At 59.7% G+C, this 17,294-nt stretch carries 15 protein-coding genes; 5 read left to right on the top strand and 10 right to left on the bottom strand.

All coding sequences use genetic code 11. The annotated features are described in order from the left end of the window. Nucleotides 1-164 precede the first annotated feature (164 nt). Both I2G20_RS02785 and I2G20_RS02780 read left to right on the top strand, forming a co-directional pair. Nucleotides 165-1,547: an MmgE/PrpD family protein gene (locus I2G20_RS02785; RefSeq protein ID WP_196258143.1), complete on the top strand. Its 1,383-nt coding sequence runs from the start codon at nt 165-167 to the stop codon at nt 1,545-1,547. Beyond that, complete coding sequence (locus I2G20_RS02780) at nt 1,548-2,015, top strand: MaoC family dehydratase (protein ID WP_196258142.1); 468 nt, start codon at nt 1,548-1,550, stop codon at nt 2,013-2,015. It begins immediately after the preceding gene. Here I2G20_RS02780 and I2G20_RS02775 read toward each other — a convergent pair. The 5 genes from I2G20_RS02775 to I2G20_RS02755 all read right to left on the bottom strand — a co-directional run bounded on the left by I2G20_RS02775 (nt 2,010) and on the right by I2G20_RS02755 (nt 6,942). Next, entirely contained in the window at nt 2,010-3,551 is a 1,542-nt protein-coding gene (locus I2G20_RS02775) for a class I adenylate-forming enzyme family protein (RefSeq protein ID WP_196258141.1), read from the bottom strand. The genes I2G20_RS02780 and I2G20_RS02775 overlap by 6 nt on opposite strands. After that, nucleotides 3,548-4,033 carry a MaoC family dehydratase gene (locus tag I2G20_RS02770; protein ID WP_196258140.1) on the bottom strand — a complete coding sequence of 162 codons (486 nt, stop codon included), beginning with the start codon at nt 4,031-4,033 and terminating at the stop codon, nt 3,548-3,550. The genes I2G20_RS02775 and I2G20_RS02770 overlap by 4 nt, the downstream gene beginning before the upstream one ends. Next, entirely contained in the window at nt 4,026-5,525 is a 1,500-nt protein-coding gene (locus tag I2G20_RS02765; protein WP_196258139.1) for a tripartite tricarboxylate transporter permease, read from the bottom strand. Before I2G20_RS02765 ends, I2G20_RS02770 begins: the two co-directional genes overlap by 8 nt. Before the next feature lie 4 nt (nt 5,526-5,529). Beyond that, nucleotides 5,530-5,982 carry a tripartite tricarboxylate transporter TctB family protein gene (locus I2G20_RS02760; RefSeq protein ID WP_196258138.1) on the bottom strand — a complete coding sequence of 151 codons (453 nt, stop codon included), beginning with the start codon at nt 5,980-5,982 and terminating at the stop codon, nt 5,530-5,532. Nucleotides 5,983-6,129: 147 nt separating this feature from the next. Beyond that, on the bottom strand, nt 6,130-6,942 hold the full coding sequence (locus I2G20_RS02755; RefSeq protein ID WP_196258137.1) for a helix-turn-helix domain-containing protein: 813 nt from the start codon (nt 6,940-6,942) through the stop codon (nt 6,130-6,132). A gap of 111 nt (nt 6,943-7,053) precedes the next feature. Between I2G20_RS02755 and I2G20_RS02750 the strand changes: the two genes are divergently transcribed. The 3 genes from I2G20_RS02750 to I2G20_RS02740 are packed head-to-tail and all read left to right on the top strand — an operon-like array spanning nt 7,054 to nt 9,975. Next, nucleotides 7,054-7,998: a DUF6282 family protein gene (locus tag I2G20_RS02750; RefSeq protein WP_196258136.1), complete on the top strand. Its 945-nt coding sequence runs from the start codon at nt 7,054-7,056 to the stop codon at nt 7,996-7,998. Next, nucleotides 7,995-8,984, top strand: a complete 990-nt coding sequence (locus I2G20_RS02745) for a fumarylacetoacetate hydrolase family protein (protein ID WP_196258135.1) — start codon at nt 7,995-7,997, stop codon at nt 8,982-8,984. Before I2G20_RS02750 ends, I2G20_RS02745 begins: the two co-directional genes overlap by 4 nt. A 16-nt stretch (nt 8,985-9,000) precedes the next feature. Next, the gene (locus I2G20_RS02740; protein ID WP_343070295.1) at nt 9,001-9,975 is read left to right on the top strand and encodes an NAD(P)H-quinone oxidoreductase; all 975 of its coding nucleotides are present in this window, start codon (nt 9,001-9,003) and stop codon (nt 9,973-9,975) included. A 182-nt stretch (nt 9,976-10,157) separates the two neighbouring features. Here I2G20_RS02740 and I2G20_RS02735 read toward each other — a convergent pair whose 3' ends face one another. From I2G20_RS02735 to I2G20_RS02715, 5 genes are read right to left on the bottom strand one after another with little or no spacing between them, the layout of a single operon-like run. Beyond that, on the bottom strand, nt 10,158-12,197 hold the full coding sequence (locus tag I2G20_RS02735) for an MFS transporter (RefSeq protein ID WP_196258133.1): 2,040 nt from the start codon (nt 12,195-12,197) through the stop codon (nt 10,158-10,160). Nucleotides 12,198-12,200: 3 nt separating this feature from the next. Beyond that, nucleotides 12,201-13,466 carry an MFS transporter gene (locus I2G20_RS02730; protein ID WP_196258132.1) on the bottom strand — a complete coding sequence of 422 codons (1,266 nt, stop codon included), beginning with the start codon at nt 13,464-13,466 and terminating at the stop codon, nt 12,201-12,203. Next, nucleotides 13,456-15,414, bottom strand: coding sequence for a dipeptide ABC transporter ATP-binding protein (locus I2G20_RS02725; protein WP_196258131.1), 1,959 nt, complete (start codon nt 15,412-15,414; stop codon nt 13,456-13,458). The genes I2G20_RS02730 and I2G20_RS02725 overlap by 11 nt, the downstream gene beginning before the upstream one ends. Nucleotides 15,415-15,426: 12 nt before the next feature. Further along, complete coding sequence (locus I2G20_RS17430; RefSeq protein WP_196258130.1) at nt 15,427-16,320, bottom strand: ABC transporter permease subunit; 894 nt, start codon at nt 16,318-16,320, stop codon at nt 15,427-15,429. A gap of 15 nt (nt 16,321-16,335) precedes the next feature. Next, nucleotides 16,336-17,283: an ABC transporter permease gene (locus I2G20_RS02715; protein WP_196258129.1), complete on the bottom strand. Its 948-nt coding sequence runs from the start codon at nt 17,281-17,283 to the stop codon at nt 16,336-16,338. Between the last annotated feature and the right edge of the window lie 11 nt (nt 17,284-17,294).

The raw sequence follows: 17,294 nt of genomic DNA, 5'->3' as shown, positions 1-17,294 counted from the left end.
CTTGCATTCTGGTTTCCGCCTGTCGGGAACTGGAGCCTCATTGGATTTTACAACACAATCCTCCAGCGGCCCGGCGGGCATATGCCAACACCCGTCTGGCCGTATTATTTGCCCGACCCGCATGTTAGCGGACCCAAGCCAAAGAGTTACGGGACCATTTGAAGATGACCGGTCTGAGTTTGACAATGGCCCAATGGGCAAACGGATTTCATCTCACCGATATGCCCGAACCGGTGATCGGGAACGCGAAGCTCCATATCCTCGACATTGTAGGGGTCATGATCGCCTCGTCCTGCCACGAGACTGTGGCCTCCGCACGATCGGCCCAAGCCGACGCTGATGGTGGTGGAAGCGGCGCCTATTCGCTGATGTCGGCAGTCCAACTCTCGCCTGCCGGCGCAGCCTTTGTCAACGGTGTTGCCTCTGCGGTCCTTGAGTTCGACGATACCCATACGGTCAGCAACATCCATCCTACCGGGGTCATCGTTTCGGCCACCCTGCCAATTGCGCAGGCACTTGGGCTGTCGGGGCGCGAATGGCTTGAAGCGGCGATTGTGGGCCTCGAACTTCTCTGCCGAATCGGACTGGTTTCCCCCGTTCGAATGCACGAAGTGGGCATGCACCCGACAAGCATTTATGGGGTATTCGGCGCGTCCTACGCGGTTGCGCGCTTGCGCGGGCTATCGGATGCGCAGACGGCTAATGCCGTTGGTACGGCGGCGAGCCTTTCGGCTGGTTCAATCGCCTCCTTCGAGGATGGCACCTCGACCAAAACGCTGCACGTAGGCTTCGCAGCAGCTTCAGCCATCCGGGCGGTGGCGCTGGCGGCACAGGGGCTTTCTGGCCCCGGCCGCGTGTTTGAGGGCAAGTTCGGCTGGTTCAAGAGCCATATCCAGTCCCAGCCCGATTTCCGCTATTCGCTCCTGACCGAAAATCTCGGGACGCATTGGGAAATGCTCAACATTGCACCCAAGCTTTTCCCTTGTGCCTATACGCTCATGCCGTTCATTTCGGCCGCGCTTACGTTGCGGAATGAACACGAGATCGATCTGGAGGCTGTTGATAAGATCCGTTGCGAGATCATGCCGCGCTCGTTCCAGACCGTCTGCGAACCCTTGAGCGAAAAACGGCGCCCCCTGTCCTCCTGGCATGGACGGATCAGCCTTCAGCACACGGTTGCCGAAGCTTTGGTTCTGGGGCGGTTCGACAAAAATGCCTATACGCCGGAAAGCCTGCGCGACCCCGTGATCAACGCGCTGGCCGACAGGGTCGTCCATGTTGCCGACCCCATCGCTGCGGCTGACATTTCCCGTTCGCGCGGCGTTGTCGCGATCCGCTTCAAGGATGGGCGCGAGATCAGCCATACTGTCGAGGACATGCTGGGCACGCGATCCAACCCCGCGAGCGAGGCTGACTATATCAAGAAATTCCGCGCCAATGTGGAAGGGGTGATCGCGCCGGACGAGGCCGAGCGGCTGATCGACGCCATTCTTCATCTCGAAACCGCCACGAGGGTCGATGATGTTTTTGCAGGTTTGAGGGTATAGATGACGGGCGCCCGCACCTTTGAGGATTTTATTGTCGGCGAAACTTGGACAAGCGCGTCGGTCGAATTGACCGAAGCCGAGATCATCGCCTTTGCGCGCGCCAACGATCCCCAGCCCATGCATACCGATCCGGAAGCGGCAAAGGATGGGCGGTTTGGCGGGTTGATCGCAAGCGGCTGGCAGATCGCCGCGCTTTCCATGCGGCTTTTCATCGACACGGGGGGCTATGGCGCAACCCCGGTCGTTGGCATGGGCATTGACGAACTGCGCTGGAAAAAGCCGGTGCGGCCCGGTGACCGGCTGCACGTGGTGCGGGAGGTGATCGACACCCAGCTTTCCCGCTCAAACCCGAAATACGGCGTGATCCGGACACGGGTGAGCGTCATCAATCAGGACGGCGAGACGGTAATGTCGCTGATTTCGATGGGCCAGGTACCGGTGCGCTCCGGGTCCCTCTGCTCTTTATGAGCGAGCGTTCCAATAGGGCCTTTTGAGATCCTGCTTGAGCAGTTTTCCGGTGGCCGAGCGCGGGAGCGCGTCGCGGATTTCAATTGCCGTGAGGCGCTGCATTTTGCTCAGACGCGCATTGGACCATTCGAGCACTTCCGCAGCGCTGCGCGTTGCACCGCTTCTTACTACGATGAGGCCGAGCGGTGTTTCGCCCCAGCTTTCGCTGGGGATGGCAATGACGGCTGCGTCATCCACATCGGGATGTTCGAGCAAGGTGTGCTCAAGATCGGAGGCATAGATGTTGAAACCGCCCGAGATGATGACGTCCTTCTTGCGATCGCGCAGCATCAGATACCCGTCGGCATCGAACTGTCCGATATCGCCGGTGCGATGAAACAGGGCGTCGGTTTCGTCGTGCCAGTAAAATGCCTCGGTCGCGTCCTTATTGTTCAAATAGCGCGACATCATCGTTTGTGATCGCCCGACGATCTCGCCGGTCTCCCCTTGCGGCAACTGGTTTCCCGTCTCGCCGATGATCCGTACATCATTGCCCGGCGCCGGTCTGCCGACCGTGTGCGTCTTGTCCGGTGCCTGGGCCACGTCGAGAATGCAGGTGCAGCCGCCCTCGGTGAGGCCGTAGACCTCGAGCAGCTTGCCCGGCCAACGCGCAATAGCGTCTTTCTTGATGGCTGGGGAAAGCGCCGCGCCGGTGGATTGCTTTACGACAAAGGCTGAGAGATCGCGCGTATCAAAAGACGGATCGGCTAGGATGCGCTGGTATTGCACGGGCACGAGCATTGTGTGGGTCGCGCCAAGACTTTCGGCGAGATCGAGATAGACGCCAACCGAAAATTTGCGCATCAGCACAACTTGGCCACCGTGGAAGAGCGTGGCAAGGAGCGGCATCAGCGTGGTGTTCGAATAAAGTGGGGTGGCCAGGAGCATGACGCTTTGCGGACTCAGTGCAAAACTGCCGCGCGCCGCCTGCCGGAAGCGCATGGCGTGGGAATGAACGATCCCCTTGGGCTGTGCCGTCGTGCCCGAGCTGTAGATGATATTGAAATCATCGCCCGGCGCCATCGCAGCGGGAGTGTCGAGCGGATGCGCCGATCGCGAGAAGTCATCAAACGGAACGACCCCGTCCGCAGCCAACCCGATACCAATGACGCGAGGGCCTGTCGATGGGATCAGTTTAGATCCCGTGGCATCGGCAAAAATCAGCGCGGGATTGCTGTCCGCAATCATGCCGGCAATCGTTTCGACAGTGGCCGAAACCGGCAGGGGAACGGCGCAGCGGCCCGCAGCGATGGTGGCAAGGTAGGCGATGACAACCTCGATACCATTGAGACCGAGCAGCGCGACCGGCCGTTTGTCGTTATCGCCCAGCGCACTGATCGCGCCGCCGAGATCGAGGATACGGGAAGCCAATTCTTCCCAATTGACGCTTGCGCCCTCGCACGTGAGCGCAGGGCTTTGGGGCTGCATGCGGGCATGCTCGACCAACACGTGGAGCAGGCGCCCCTCGCGTTGATCTTTGGCCGTTGTGACATTCATTTTTCCGGGTCTTTCACCAACACGATGTTGCGCGCAATAAGAGCGGGTTTGTCGCTACCTTCAAGTTCGAGCGTGGCGTCGGTTAAAATTCTCGTTCCAAGCTGGTGGGTTTCGGCTGCGATCAGCGCCAAATCGAGTCGTACACGGCTGCCGACCGGAACCTGGGAGATAAACCGCACCCGGTCATAGCCGTAATTAAGGCCCATACCGCGCCGCTCAATCCGGTAGATTTCCTGCAAGAGACCGGGAATAAGCGACAGCAACAGCAATCCGTGAGCAATCGTCTTGCCGCCCGGCATCTCCTGCGCGGCCCGATCGATGTCGACATGAATCCAGTGATTGTCGCCTGAGAGCGCGGCAAAGCCGTTAATCATGGATTGATCGATTGCGACCCAGCGGGATTGCCCAAGTGAGGTTCCCGCATGAACGGCAAGGCTCTGGGGCGTTTCAACGCTCAGCAATGGGATCGGAGCGTCAATCATCTGTCGCCTCCTCACGCCCGCGCCGTACAAAAGCGGTTGCGGTAAGAGCAACGACCAATAGTCCGAGCACCACGAAGGTCAGGCTGATCGGTCGCTCAATAAATGTCATCGCATTTCCCCGCGAAATCGAAAGCGCACGGCGGAAATTTTCTTCAAACATCGGGCCGAGGATGAAGCCAAGGATAAAGAGTGCGGGGCTGAGCCCGGCGGCCTTGAGCAAATATCCAAGGACCCCGAAGAATACGAGCGCGTAAAGCTGGAAGGAAGATGACCCCATGGTGAAGACGCCCACACAGGCAAATGCTAGAACAAAGACATAGAGCCAGTGATAAGGCACCTTGAGGAGTTTCACCCAAAGCCCGATCAGCGGCAGGTTGAGTATGACCAGAAACAGATTGCCGATCCACATTGAGGCGATAAGGCCCCAGAACAGCGGGGCGTGATCAGTCATCATGCGAGGGCCGGGCGCGACACCATGGATCATAAAAGCCCCGAGCATCAACGCCATCACGGGGCTGCCGGGTATTGCAAGCAGAAGGGTCGGGATAAAGCCGGTCTGAGAGGCGGCATTATTGGCTGATTCCGGAGCGGCAACACCTTCGATGGCACCAACGCCAAACCGCTCGGGCTCTTTGGATACGCTTTTTTCGACCATATAGGCCGAGAATGAACTCATGGCCAGGCCTGCGCCAGGCAATACGCCAAGCAGCGCGCCGATACCGGTGCCGCGCAGAACGGCGGGCCAGGCCCGGCGGAAATCATCGCGCGTTGGCCAGAGGCGGCCGATCTTGTTTGTCGACATGGTGCTTTGCGCGCTGCCCGCGAGGTTGCTGATGATCTCGGCAATGGCGAACAGGCCTACGGCCAACACCGCAAAATCGATACCGTCGCGCAGTTCGGGTATTCCAAAAGTGAACCGGAACGCGCCCGAGAGAACGTCCGATCCGGCGAGTCCGAACACGATGCCAAGAAGGGCCACACCGATGCCCTTTATAACCCCTCCACGGGTCATTGCTGCGACCATCAAAAGCGCTGCAAGGACAAGCGAGGCATATTCGGCTGCGCCAAACCGCATGGCGATGGCGGCAAGCGGAGGTCCAGCGAGAGCGATGAGGAGTGTGCCCACGGTTCCTGCGAAGAACGAGCCAAGAGCGGCCACAGCCAGCGCCGATCCGGCGCGGCCCTGTTTGGCCATCTGATGTCCATCGATGCAGGTTACCGCAGAGGAGGCTTCGCCAGGCAGATTGACAAGGATAGAGGTGGTTGAGCCGCCATACGCAGCTCCATAGTAGATTCCCGCGAGGAGAATGATCGACGCTTCAGTAGGAAGTCCGAAGGTGAGTGGAAGCAGCAGCGCGATGGTGATAATGGGCCCGACGCCGGGTAAAACACCGATCGCTGTGCCGAGCGTCACGCCCATCAGGCAATAGAGCAAATTCACCGGATCGAGCGCCACCTGCAGGCCCATTGCGAGCAGGGAAAGAAAATCCATGGTCCTAGAATCCCCAGGCAAAGAGCCGGATCGGGAGACCCAGGCCAAAATTGAAAATGGCGATCATCACAACAATTACGACGACCATCGCGCCGACCAGTTCCCGATGACGTCCGCCTTTTTCCGAAAACCATGCAATGGCAATCAATAGGGCCAGCGCTGGAACAAGACCAACAGGGAGGATGAGTGTCGCAAAAGCAAATACAGCGGAAAGAATGAAAACGAGCGGCCGGATTTCCGAGCGTGAAAAGGCAGCTGGAAAATTGCCGTTGGCTCTGAGAGCGCGCAGAAACTGGACTCCGCCGAGGATGCACAGCGCGCCGCCCACCAGTACCGGCATGGCGCCTGCGCCGAGCGCCCGGGGTGTCCCAAAGCCAAATCCGGCACCAAAAACAATCGCGGTAACGCCGAAAAACAGAAAGATGAGCGAGGCAAGTATTTCGGAATTGATCGTCATATTGCCAGCCCTTCGCGAGCGCAATCGAGCATGAGTTGGTCACTCCTTCCAAAGTGTTTGACCAATGTTAGACTGAAATCTTTAGGCAAAGCGCAAAGTGAACAATGCGAGCGTCCCTGCATTTCGCCTGACGAAATTTGCCAAGGCTTAAGGCGCCACTGCGCTTCGCTCGTGAGCTGCCTGCAGCCTGTCGACTTCAGCGCCAATACCGGCAGCTGCGTCCTTGAGGGCGCTGACGAAATTGCCGTGGGAACCGAACGAGTTCAGAGCGCTACGGAAATAGGTGAGCCCCAGACTTGCCTGCACGGCGCCACGCGCAAATATGGGCACCGCGATCGTGTCTGAGGTGCGAGGCTCGACACTGGGGTCGCGCATCGCATAGCCGCGATCTCGAACCGTGCGTACCATGCGAGACACGGCTGCCGGGTCGCGCGCTTCAGGGCTTTCGAGCTCATTGTCCTTTTTCATCTTCTCGATCAACGCCGCGATCTGTCCGTCGCTGCAGGCCGAAAGATAGGCCCGGCCGATGGCGCGGGTAAAAAGGCTCAGCCGCATGTTGATTGTGGCATGGAACGGCGAGACAGGGCTGTCGTGAACTGTCGAATAGCGCACCACCATCGCCTTGCGGCCATCGAACACGGCAATCGCGACCGGCCATTTGAATTGGGCGCTCAGCCCGATAGCCCAGGCGCGTCCTGCTTCTACCACCAGCGGATCGCCGTGAAATCCGTTGCTGAGAGAGGTGACGAGGGAGGTGATCTGGTACCCGGCCTGTCGACGGTCATTGCTGACAAAGCCATGGGCCTCGAGCGTTTTGAGCATGCGCACGAGCGTAGGTTTGGGCAGACCGGTCACTTCATGAAGCGATTGGATGGTGGAATATGGCTCGCGGTTCATGGCCTGCAAAACCGCTAGAATCCTGCTCGCCGCCCTGATGCCGCTGCTCTCTTCCTTGACCATTACGCCTCTCCGTTTCGCCTGACGAAATCGATCTAGCGGTCATTTGTCGGCTCCGCGCAAGGGTGGATATGTACTTGACCATTCAGCCAGTTGAAAAGCTTGAGGAGCGGCATGTCGTCCAAAGAAGAGAACAGGGCCGAGGTCAGAAAGATCATCGCGACCGTCGATGCCGGTGTGGTCGACGGCCTTCTGAAAGGTGCAATTGATCTGCACGTCCATTCCGGCCCTTCGGTCATGGCGCGGCAACTCGACCATTTCGAAGCGGTTGAACAGGCCGCTACAGCGGGGCTGCGCGGCATCCTGTTCAAGGACCACCATTATTCGGTGACCCCCTTCCTGCCTATTATGGAGCGCCTGCTCGGCCATCTCGGGGTCGCGATGTACAGTTGCCTCGTGCTCAACAATACCGCAGGGGGCTTTAATCCCGCGGCCGTCGACTATCATCTCAAGACCGGCGGCAAGATGGTCTTCATGCCTACAGCGCATGCGGCCAACCACATTCGGTCCAATCATCGCGGCGGAAAGCTCGCGGCCAATATCGCGCTGCGCAAGCCAAAACCGCTCACCGTCCTTGATGATAAGGGCGAGCTTCTCGACGCGGTAAAAGAAATCCTCGACATGATCGCCACCCATGACGCGATCCTCTCCTCGGGACACCTGCACGTTGCCGAGATATGGCCCTTGTTCGAGGAAGCGGGGAGGCGCGGGGTGACCCGGCTGGTGATCAACCATCCTATGTACGGGCTGCATTTCACGCCCGCCGATTCGGCCGAACTCGCGGCACTCGGCGCTATCGTCGAGCAATCGGCCTGCCTTTATGTCGACTCCCGTTTCAACACGTTTTCACCTGCCGAACTCAAAGCGCATATCGATGCGGCCGGCGTCGCCAATTCCTCGATCGGTTCGGATCTCGGTCAGGTCGACAACCCAAGCCCCGTCGAAGGCCTACGGCAGGCCGCGGCGCTCTGCCTGGGGCTAGGCTATTCGGAAACCGATGTCAGAACCATGCTGGTGCACAACCCCGCAAAACTCGTAAGCCTGGAGGCAAAAATATGAAATTGGGAACCGTCCTCATCGACGGACAGGAACAACTTGTCGTTGCGATCGGTCGCAACGCCGCGCGGCTGGATGCGCTCTATGACAAGGCTGGCCAGGGCGCGGTTCCTGAAAACCTCAATGCCTTTATCAGGCGCGGCGCGTCCGAGATCGAACGGGCAGGCAATGCCATCACCCATGCCGGCGACGCCGATCTCCTCGATCCCGACACGCTCGACTGGCTGCCGCCCCAGCCTGCGCCCAGCAAGATCATCGGCGTTGCCTTCAACAATATGGGCATCCGCAAATCGGCGCACAAAGACCCCGGCGTACCCAATTTCTTTTTCAAGGCGCCCTCAAGCCTCACAGGTCATCGCAAGGTGATCGTGATGAAAGAGCATTACGGGGAAACCATTCCCGAGCTCGAACTTGCCGGTATCGTGGGACGGCGTTGCAAGGATCTGACCGACGAGGAAGCCCGCACCGCACTGTTCGGCTATAGCATCATCAACGATGTCACCTCACATGGGATGAAGTTCGGCATGGATTCCATCGCCACAACCCGCGAGCCACATCTGATGCGCGACCATCATCTTGCCTGGCGCAACCGGCATAGCCCGGACGACAATGACGTCTATTTCGTTTATCACGCGCGCTCCAAAGCCACCGATACATTCGGACCAATGGGGCCGTGGATCACGACTGCCGACGAGGTCGACGATCCCAATGCGCTCAAGGTTGAGGGCTGGCTTGATGGGGAACCCTTTGCCGTCGACACTACGGCAAGCTACCGTTTCAGAATCGAACAGGTGATTGCCGAAGCTAGCCGATATTTCACGCTCGAGCCCGGCGATGTCATCTGCTTTGGCACCTCTGCCAAGGGCGTCGGCAAGTATCCCGACGGGCACAGGGGTGTTAACATGCACAAGCTCGATGGTGTCATGGATATCGAGATCGAAGGGCTTGGGCGGTTGACCAGCACCATTGTCCACGACTGGAAGGCATAGACCGACTTTGCGCGTTGTGACCATCACCCGCCCCGGCGGTCCCGAAGTCCTCGATATCGTCGAGCGGCCAGTTCCCGAGCCCGGCCCGGACGAAGTGCGAATTGCGGTTCACGCCGCGAGCGTCAACCGGCCCGATATTCAGCAGCGCAGGGGACTGTACCCGCCCCCGCCGGGCACCACCGACATCCCGGGGCTCGATGCTGCCGGGTATATTGATGCGATCGGAGAAGGGGTAGCCACATTTGCCATCGGTGATGCGGTCTGCGCGCTCACCAATGGCGGGGCCTATGCCGAATATGTGGTGGTCCCAGCGGTTCAGTGCATGCCCGTCCCCGCGGGGTTGAGTTTTATCGAGGCTGCATCCTTGCCCGAGGCATTCTTTACTGCGTGGAACAACATCGTCTGGCTCGGTGGGCTTGCCGAGGGTGAAACGCTGTTGATCCAGGGCGGCACGAGCGGCGTCGGTCTGGCGGGCATCCAGATAGCTCGGCAACTGCGCAAGGCGCGGGTCCTTGCAACAGCCGGAAGCCCGGACAAGCGCGACATCTGCACTATTGCGGGTGCCAATCAAGTCTTTGACTATCATGAGGATTGGGCCGCCGCGATCAGGTATACCATTGGCGAGATGGCGATCGATGTGGTGCTTGATGCGCAGGCTGGTCCCTATGTCCAGACCCATCTCGATCTGCTCGCGCCGGATGGCCGGCTGGTGCTCATCGCTAGCCATCTCGCGCCAGAAACCGAGGTCAATACCCGCGACCTTGTGCGGCGGCGGCTAACCCTTACGGGTTCCACCCTCCGCCCGCGGCCCCCCGCCTACAAGGGCCGCATCGCCGCAGCGCTTGTCGAACATGTCTGGCCGTTGCTCGCCGATGGGCGCATCAAGACCCGCATTCATGCCGTTTATCCGCTGGACGACGTGAGATCTGCCCACGCCGAACTCGACGCCAACAGGCAGATCGGCAAGGTTGTATTAACCTTGCAGAAATGACGGCTACGAGTTTCAACAAAGACTTACTTCCTGCCTATTGCTGCGCGCTGTGCCATCGACCAAGTGCATTTTAGAGCCGCAGTGCCGTGGTTATGCGTACCCGAAATACCCAGCACAGTTCTTGTCAGGTGGTGAATGGCAGGCGCTGCGTTGCCGCGGCGGCAACGCAGCTTCGGACGAACCTATTCGGCGGCGACTTGACTCATGCCGCTGCCGGACGGCAGATCGTACATGCCTTGGCTCAGGGTGTTGAGATGGGCGACAACCTCCTGGGACGGCAGGACATTGGCGTATTTGGCGTGCATGTCACACAGATTGATCGCGTGATTTGCCTGAGCACGGTCGAAACAACCATCTTCCACAACCGTGACCCGGTAGTTGAGCGAGAAGGCGTCCAGAACGGTTGCGCGCACGCAACCTGAAGTCGTCGTGCCGGTGACGATCACGCTGTCGCAGCCGAGCAACTGAAGGTATGAGGTCAGCGGCGTTCCGGCAAAGCCCGAGGGCTTCTGCTTGTGAATGACAATATCGCGTGGGCCGGGCGCGATTTCGGCCACGATCTCATTGCCGTCCAGTCCATCTGATGTCAGCAACGGCGCCGCGGCGGCTGCTTCCTGCTTGCGGCGCGAGCTCTTCCAGGCCCATGAACCGGCGTCCCATTTATCCGGGCGTTGGGTTCCGGTGGTGTAAATGATCGGGATGCCCTTGCCGCGGCAGGTTTCAATAAGGGTCTGGAGCACAGGCATCGCTTCCCAGGCATATTCGCCGCATGAGGTGCGCCACTTCTTGATGCTTTCGAGGATCGGTGTCGGTTTCTCGTCGCAAAAAGCGTAGTTCACATCGATGATGAGCAATGCGGGGCGCTTACCCCATTCGGCCAATGCGCCGAAACCCGATGCGGCAAACACCGCCTTGTCCTCTTCTTCGAGATATTTGTCCCAGATACGTTCAGTCATGGTCGTTCTCCTGGTTTGGTTGGGGTGGGAAAGTGCGTGCGGCCTTTTGAACAGCAATTCGCGTCCGGCAAGGATGAACACGGCGGCGAACGAAACGAGCAGGGCGGCGTTGAGAAGCAGGCCGCCGTCATAGCCGATGTGGCTGGCGCCAACGACAACACCGATGGCTAGCGGCCCGACGAGATATCCAAAGTCGCCGGCAAACCGCAAAACGCCCATTGTCATGCCTTGCTGGCCTGGTGGCGTGACGTCGACGGCGTAGGCTCCAATCGCCGGGCCACCGATACCCGTGGCGAGCCCAATCGCGACGAGGCCGACTAGCAGCATTGTGGGGTCGGGGGCGAGTGCGATCCCAACCAGCGCCGCCGCCGTGGCAAGCAGCGAAAAAGTAATGATTGCAGCGCGTGGCGCCCGGTCTACTAGCCATGCAGCAACCGGCAGGGCAGCAAGATTGGCTACTGCGGACATGGACATCGCAAACCCAAGTTGGTCGGGCCCTATCGCGTAGCGCTGATCGGCCAACAAGGGGATCATCTGCCACTGACCAGCCGTACGGGTCAGGAAGAAACCGAAATTGGCCAGCAGCACACAAAGAAATGGCAGGATGAGCATCAGGCGGAACATCGAACCCGTTGGTGGGTGAGCGGCGATCTGCTTATTCTCCACTTCTTTGAACAGCATGAGCGGCAGGAGGCCCGAGATCAGCCCGATCACGGCCGCCACATAGAAGGGGCCCGACAATCCAAAAAAGGCTGCCGAAAGTCCGCCCACGCTTGGCCCGAATGCCCCACCGATAAGCGTCGCACCCTGGAACAGGGACATCACCTTGCCACGGCTGCGGTAGTCGCTCCGCTTGGCCAGGTAGATCATGGCAGCGGTGATAAACAGGCCCGAGCCGATACCCTGAAGCGCGCGCCCCACCAGCAGGATCACATAGTCAGGCGCCAGCGCGCCCATCAACGCACCGACCGAGCACAGCAGCATGCCAAAGCCAAGCAATGGGCGGAAGCCGATGCGGGTCGTCGCGTGACCGGCTGGCAGATCTGCAGCTAGCCGTCCTGCTGCGAAAACCGTTATCATTAGTCCGATCTGCCAATCTGGTACCGCGAAGCTCTGGGCATAGAGCGCCATGACGGGCGTCAGCATGCCGAACAGCATCATGTGCCCGGCCACAGCAATCAGGGTGATCGGCAGATAGGGCATGCTTTCCAGCGTCTGTTTCCAGCTTGCAGGACCAGCCGCGGTATCGAATGACGCAGCGCTCATGGTTTATTCCGCCGGCTCGCCGGATTTCTCCACCGGCTTCAGCGGCCCGCGCCTGATCGTATAGGCGGAGAAGCCCAGCGCAGTGGCGACCAGCAACGCACCGCCGCTGTAAAATGCTGCAGTGAGGCCGAAAAGCTGCCCCAGAATACCGAACATCGCCGGGCTGAGGACCTGTGAGAAACGGTTGACGAGCAGCCTCAATCCCATGAGCTTGCCGCGTTCACCGTCCCCGACCGCATCGACCATGATCATGATGCTGACCGGAAGGTTGACCCCCACCGCGCCACCAATTGCCGTGGCGAGGATGAGCATGGCGGCCGGATGTGAAACAGCGAGGGGCGTCAGCACGACGCCGACGGCCGCAATCGTCCCGGCGGCAAGCAGGATGGCCTCAAGCGAATAGCGCTTCATGAGTCTGCCAAGGGCGAAACGGGACATCATCCCGGCAAATCCCTTGAGCGAGATTGTGAGCGATATGAGGAAAGTCGCAAACCCGGCCTGGGCAAGATAGAGCGGCAGAAAGCTCATATAGAGCGCCTGGATATACATGACGAGAAATGTGCCGGTCAGTCCGAACTGGATGGGGCGTGAGCCGGCAAGACCGATGCCACGCTTATAGCTTGCAACAATACCTGCAGGACTGAAGGTATCGCGGACCCGGATGCCGTTGGCGTCGGGATGAGGATAGCGGGCGCTGAGCCAGAACAGGACCAGTGTGAACACGATCGCTACAACCAGCGCCAGGGAAAAGGCCGCTCGGTATCCGTCAAAGGAGACCGGAAAAAGCGAGGCCACAACACCTCCGATGATGGGGCCGAGCATGCCTCCGCCCGACATCCACATCGAGTAGCGTTTAATAGCTTCGTTGCGCTCCGTGCGGTCACCCTGGGCGACGAGCACCTGGAAGGATGACGCCATGATGATGATAGAGGCACCGATCAGCATTTGCGAAATGGCCAGCATGACAATGCCGTTGGCAAAGACGATGCAGGCGAGCGACGCCAGCAGGAGCCACGACCCGAACTTGAGCATCTTCATCGGCCCGAATGAATCGATGAGCTGTCCGGACGGCATGGCAATGACAATAGGCAGCAACGCCTTGAGCGTTACCATCAGCCCGATGAGAAATGTCGATGCCCCAAGCTCGGTCGCATAGAGCGCGAAGAATGGATTGGCGAGGCCCTGAATGGTGAAATACACGCCGCCGCCGAAGACGCCGAACTGGGCGAAACGTCCGGCTCTATTGGCGTGGGTGGTCTCAGACTGCATAATGGCACGCTACCTGTCTGGAGAGTTCGTGAGTGGGCAGGGTTGGCTTTTCAGCCCGGCACAGATCGGTCGCGATCGGGCAACGCGAGGCAAAGGCGCAGCCCCTTGGCAAGTTGAGGGGGCTAGGCAATTCACCCTCGAGTGGCACACTGGAGCGTCGGCTTTCGATCACCGGGTCAGGCACGGGAACCGCATCGATGAGCGCCTTGGTGTAGGGGTGCCGGGGGTCGGCGAACACCTCCTCGGCGGCGCCATACTCAACCACTTCGCCAAGATACATCACCGCTATCCGGTCCGAGATATAGCGAACCGTCAGCAGGTCATGGGAGATGAAGACAAAGCTGATCCCCAAGTCATGTTTTAGATCGGCAAGCAGGTTGATGATCTGGGCACGCACCGACACGTCCAGCGCCGATGTCGGCTCATCGGCCACCACAACCGACGGGTTGAGCGCAAGGGCGCGGGCCACGGCCACGCGCTGGCGCTGGCCGCCGCTCAACTGATGCGGGTAGCGTTCAATAAAGCTCGCATCGAGCCCGACCTGGCCGATAAGGCGCCGCACAGCCTCGTCCCGCTCCAGCTTTGCGCCACGGGATTTTACGACCAGTGGCTCGGCCACAATGTCGCCGATCCTCATCTTGGGATTGAACGACGCCGACGGGTCCTGAAACACCATCTGGGCAAGTCCGGAAATGAAGATGTCGCCGGAGGTGGGCTTTTCCAGACCCAGAAGCAGGCGCGCGACCGTGCTCTTGCCGCATCCGCTCTCACCAACGATACCAAGGGTTTCACCCTTGTGAACCCTAAGATTCACGCCATTAACGGCGCGAACGGTGGTTTTGCGCGAAACATTGAACTGTTTCCACAGCGCATTAAGTTCGACAACCACGCTGCCATCCGGCTCGAACGGCTTGTTGGTGCGAGCTGATGATTTCGGTTTCAGGCTGATGCTGTCCGTTAGACCCTTGTCGGTCCAGCACGCCGCGCTATGGTCCGGTCCCCGTTCGCTGAGAACCGGCGGCTCAACGGCGCAGCGATCATGCGCCGCGCCGCAACGCTCCCTGAACGCGCAACCGACAATCGGCTTGCGCATGTCGGGCGGCAGGCCAGGAATTTGTGGCAACCGCTCGCTCTTGAGCATTTCAGTGCTGGGAATCGTGCCAAGAAGGCTTTGCGTATAGGGATGCGCAGGACGGGCGAAAATGTCTTCGACCCGACCGAACTCGACGATACGCCCCGCATACATAACCGCAACCTTGTGGGCGAAACGGGCTACCAACCCCAGGTCATGGGTGATGAACAGCATTGCGGCGCCAGCTTCGGCGGTGAGATTTTTCAGAACCTCAACGATCTGCGCCTGAATGGTAACGTCGAGTGCGGTCGTGGGCTCATCGGCAATGACCAGTCGTGGCTGGCACGAGAGGGCCATTGCAATCATTACGCGCTGACGCATGCCTCCGCTCATCTCGAAGGGAAAGGCTTCGATGCGCCGCTCGGGCTCCGGAATGCCGACCTTTCCAAGCCATTTGACAGCTTCGTCCCGCGCCTCCTGGCGGTTCAGCTTGAGATTGCGCATTATCGGTTCGATCATCTGCTTGGAGATGCGCATGACCGGATCGAGCGAGGACATGGGGTCCTGAAAGACCGTGCCGACAAGGCGCCCGCGCACGGCATTGAGTTGACCTTCGCTCAAGCGCGCAATGTCACGCCCATCGAGCCGGACTTCACCTGCCGCAAGCCTGCCTGGCCACGCGAGCAGACGCAGAATGGACATGGCCATGGCGCTCTTGCCTGAGCCGCTCTCGCCCACCACGGCGACGCGCTCACCGCGCTCCACAGAGAAGGAGACACCATCCACCGCGGTGACAGTTCCGGATGGCGTCTGAAATTCGGTGCGAAGATCACGGACTTCGAGAAGCGTCGTTCTGACGGGAGCCTGATAGTTCATTTACTTGCCCTCCTATTGGCGCGAACGCGGATCGAGCAGTTCACGCACGCCATCCGACAGAAAATGAAGTCCGACAGCGATGAGCAGGATGACCACACCGGGCAGGGTAGATATCCACCAGGCTTGTTCGAGATAGGTTTGGCCATCACGCACGATGTTTCCCAGCGAGGGTTGAGGAGGCATGATGCCCAACCCCAGGAAGCTGAGGCTTGCTTCAATCAGAATGGCATTGGCTGCAGCTATGGAGCCTGCCACGAGCATCGGCGCAATCGTGTTGGGCACGATATGCCGGGTCATAAGCCAGGATTGAGGAGCATTGATCGTCCTCGCCGCATCAATAAAGGCGCGTGAGCGCAGGCTGAGAACCTGTGATCGTTGTAGGCGAATGAAGCGCGGAACATCGGCGAGAGATATTGCGAGGATAACCGGCACCAGGCCCGTGCCCATCACCGAGACGAGCCCGATTGCGAGAAGGAGGGACGGAAAGGCGAGGAAAATATCCACCACGGTCATCACGGCCCGATCGATCATGCCGCCGTAGAACCCGGCAAGCGTTCCCAGAACCATGCCGGACATTAGCGCGATCATTGCCACGCTGAACCCGACGACGAGCGAGATCTGGACCCCCGCCAGCGTACGGCTCAAGATATCGCGGCCCATCTTGTCTGTGCCGAACGGATGTTCGATCGACGGCACCTGCATCATAGCGCGAAGATTGGTTTCGAGTGGCTTCTGGATCGGGAGAACCGGAGCCAGCGCCGTCAGGACGAGAATTGGGACAAGGATCAGCAGGGCCAGCCTGATCTTGGGGTGCCGCAGACCGCGATGCCGGCCAATGGCGGCAAAAAAGTCCTTGAAACCCGTCTTGCGTGTCGTTGTGGGGGGAGCGAGTGTAATGTCGGCCACGGGTCCGGTCCTTGCCTAGAATTGCACGCGGGGATCGAGGGCCTTGTAGACAAGGTCCGTCGCGAAATTGATGACCACAAAGATGAGCGCGTAGAGAACGATCAGCGTCTGGACGAGCTGATAGTCCCGGCTGTTGATGCCGGCGATGAGGAGATTGCCCAGACCGGGGATCGTGAAAATGAACTCCACGATCACGGTCCCTCCCAGAAGGTTGCCAAAGCTCAGCCCAACGATAGTTGCGACGGGGAGAGCGGCATTCTTGAGAGCATGTCGGAAAAGGACACGAAGTTCTGACCAGCCGAGGGATCGGGCTGTCCTCACATAATCCTCGTTGAGCACCTCGAGCACTGCGGTGCGTGTAATACGCGCAAGCATTGCGACCTGGGAGAGCGAGAGCACGATGATCGGCAGCGCGAGCCGCAGCGCCACGCCACCGGGATTGGACCAGTTGAGCTGACCCGAGGCCGGGAACCAGCCCAGTGCTAGCGAGAAGATCAAGAGCAGTACCAGTGCGGTCCAGAAGGATGGCATCAGGTCCACGACCATTGCCGTGCCGGTGAGAGCGTTGTCGAGCCAGCGCTTGCCCTTGTGCGCCATATAGGCGGCAAGCGTGCCGAGCGGGATCGAGATCAGAACCGACAAGACGATCGTGCCCAGCGCGATGGTCAATGTTATGGGCATCGCTCGCAGAATGAGTTCGGCGATCGGCACACGCGTCGTGATCGTCTCGCCGAGATTGAGAGTCGCAATGTCGAGCAGGAAGCCGAAATACTGGGCGAACAGTGGCTCATCGAGACCCATCTGTTCGCGCAGCCTTTGCAGCGCCTCACCCGAAAGGGTGTCGCCGGCCATGGCCGAGGCCGCGTCTCCGGGAATGAGCCGGAGGGTGAAGAAGACCAGAGTGATCACGCCAAGGACGGTAATCAGCATCTGAGCCAGTTTCTTTGTGGCGTATTCGGCCATGGTTGCGGCTC

The organism is Pelagibacterium limicola, from assembly GCF_015694405.1.
Classification (GTDB): Bacteria; Pseudomonadota; Alphaproteobacteria; order Rhizobiales; family Devosiaceae; genus Pelagibacterium; species Pelagibacterium limicola.
Note: the sequence above shows the minus strand (reverse complement) of the source record. Positions and strands in the feature narration are given on the sequence as shown.